This is a genomic window from Candidatus Ruminimicrobium bovinum (assembly GCF_902760015.1).
Classification (GTDB): Bacteria; Elusimicrobiota; Endomicrobiia; order Endomicrobiales; family Endomicrobiaceae; genus Ruminimicrobium; species Ruminimicrobium bovinum.
In genome coordinates, this window is record NZ_CACWEU010000028.1 from 1 (window position 1) to 2610 (window position 2610).

The 2610-nt window shown below is 31.0% G+C and carries 3 protein-coding genes and 1 tRNA gene; all 4 read right to left on the minus strand.

Features of this window, described 5'->3' with window-relative positions:
- Positions 1–307 (minus strand): VanZ family protein (locus ACMUOV_RS00945; RefSeq protein WP_413852899.1); only part of this gene is annotated, 307 nt, incomplete at its 3' end.
- 70 nt (positions 308–377) lie between these two features.
- On the minus strand, positions 378–1541 hold the full coding sequence (locus ACMUOV_RS00950; protein WP_413852901.1) for a hypothetical protein: 1164 nt from the start codon (positions 1539–1541) through the stop codon (positions 378–380).
- A 7-nt stretch (positions 1542–1548) separates the two neighbouring features.
- Positions 1549–1630: transfer RNA gene (locus ACMUOV_RS00955), tRNA-Leu, on the minus strand.
- Between the two features lie 59 nt (positions 1631–1689).
- On the minus strand, positions 1690–2610 hold a 921-nt coding region (rfaE1, locus tag ACMUOV_RS00960; protein ID WP_413852903.1), incomplete at its 5' end, for a D-glycero-beta-D-manno-heptose-7-phosphate kinase.

Sequence of the window (2610 nt, forward strand, 5' to 3'; positions counted from 1 at the left end):
ATAAATTAAAATGCTCATATAAAGACAACAAATACAATATTAAAAAAAATCCGAGTGCAGCAAACTCCGTAAAATGAGCTGTTTTTCTTACTATATAACTTACTTTATCTTTTATTTTTTGTCTTTCCAAAAACGGCAACTTATCATAATTTGGCATAACAATTCTTAATACTACCGTTACAATTCTGCCGCTGAGTTTACTTGATTGTTGTGCAGATTGCGCGGAAAAAAGGAAAATTGCAACCATAACGGCAATCGTGCAAAATAAAGAAATGTATTTTAAATTTTTGATTATAAATATTTTCATAAAAAACTACTGCAAATTTATAATCTTAAATTATAAATTTAAACCTGTATATAATTTTATTTTTTGTTATTTAGGATTCTATAACCTGTTGAGCATATTTTCTAACTTCTTTATTCGGATCCTGCTGTAATTGTCTTACTTTATCTATTACTTGATTAACGGCATTCATCTCAACAATTTCATTCAATGCTCTAAGTTTAATATCAACATCTTTATTATCCAACAAAGAGCTTAACCCCTCAAGTGCATTTTGGGAAGCAACACCTATATTTTCCAATGCTGCTTTTGCAGCATCTTTAACCGCTTTATTTTTATCTTTTAAAAGTAATATTATATCCGGAACGGTATCATTTGCTTCGGATTTCATATCTGAAAATATTTTTAATACTATTAATCTTACGGAAGAACTCGGGTCTTGTAAATACGGAACAAATTCCGTAACCTGTTCTCTTGACGGTAATCCTATTTTTTCGATAGCCGATTTAGCGGAAGAAGAAATTGCGGAATTTTCTTTTGTTAAATTTATAAGTTTTGTTAAAGATTTTTTCGATTTCATATTAGCAAGACAATCAACGGCAGAAACTCTTATTAGCATATTTTCTTCCGTATCTTGTATTATCATTTCTAACTTATCAATTATTTTTTGAGAATTGCTTTCACCCGTAATTTTAAACAACTCCGCTAATATTTTATTTTGAATAACCGGTTTTTCTTTATCAAAAACAGCTAATATTTCATCACTGATACCGGCAGCATCCTTTGAAAATGCAAATATGGCTTCAAGCGCATCAACCTTATCATGAAACTCATTAGAATTCAGTTTTTGAACTAATCTGTCCAATATATCTTTTTTTGTATTTTCATTTGATATTTCAGTTAAAGTTTTTATAGCTTGTTCTCTTATTTCTTTATTACCGCTTGACGTTAAAGTTATAATTTCATCCAATGCAAATGAAGGGGTAATATTTAATGAAGCTTTAAAACTATCAAAAGCTTCTTTTATTTTTCCCATCTCCAAATAAATATCAGCCAAGTTTTTTTGAGCTTGAGCAACATCTTTTCCTTTTTTTATAAGTTCGGAATAATTATGGATAGCTTTGTTATACATACCCTTGTTTTGATACTCAACAGCTTTATCCATACTTACCTGTTCACAGGCAACTAAACCGAAACACACAAATGAAATCAATAAAAAATACTTCATCATATTAAACAATGACCTCCATATATACATTTTAACCTGCGGATAGAGGGAGTTGAACCCACACACCTTACGGTATACGGTCCTAAGCCGTACGCGTCTGCCAATTCCGCCATATCCGCATATCTTTTGATTTTATCACTTATTGAATAAAAAATCAAAATAAAACGGATATTTTAATTTACTTTTTATTAAATACTTTTATAGTTTTTATAATTTCATCTATTGTAACCGTTGCGGTTCCAACTTTACCTACTACCACACCGGCTGCAAAATTTGCAATTTCGGCAGCTTCTACAAGTTTCCATTTTGCCGCTAATGCAAGTGTCATTGTTGCAATAACCGTATCACCGGCACCGGTAACATCGTAAACTTCTTTTGCTCTTGTAGGAATATGTGTAATTTTATTTTTTTCTATTACAGTCATACCTTTTTCACCTCTTGTAATAAGAACGGAATCCGACCGCAATAATTTCAATATTTTTTTACCGAGATTTGCTATATCGGCATCGGTTTTTATACCCTGATGCTGAGCATTCATTCCTTCTATTGCTTCTTTCGTATTAGGTGTCATACAAGTTATGTTTTTATATTTTTTAAAATTTTCAACTTTAGGATCAACGGTTACGGGAATTTTCTTCTTTTTTGCAAAAGTTATAATTTTTTTTAGAACTTTTTCAGTTACAATACCCTTTGCATAATCGGAAATTATAACTCCGTCAATTTTCTTCATAACATCATCAATACTTTTTAAAATATTTTCTTCGGTTTTACCTGAAAAAGCACCTTTAATTTCTTTATCGACTCTAACTACCTGTTGATTGGATGCAATTATTCTTGTTTTTAAAGTTGTAGGTCTTTGTTTATCCACAACGATATAATTAGTATTGATTTTTTTATCTTCAAGCATTTTTTTCATGTGCAAACCGTTAAGGTCATCACCTACAACAGTAACAATATATGCCTTCGCACCTAAAGATGCAATATTACTTGCAACATTACCTGCGCCGCCTAAAGTTTCGGTTTCATTTTTTACTTCAACAACCGGAACGGGAGCTTCCGGAGAAATTCTTGAAACTTTTCCCCAAATAAACCTGTCAAC

What these genes read in the sequence shown, in the direction of transcription:
- ACMUOV_RS00950 (WP_413852901.1), bottom strand. Translation starts at nt 1,541, where the DNA reads ATGTATATATGGAGGTCATTGTTTAATATGATGAAGTATTTTTTATTG.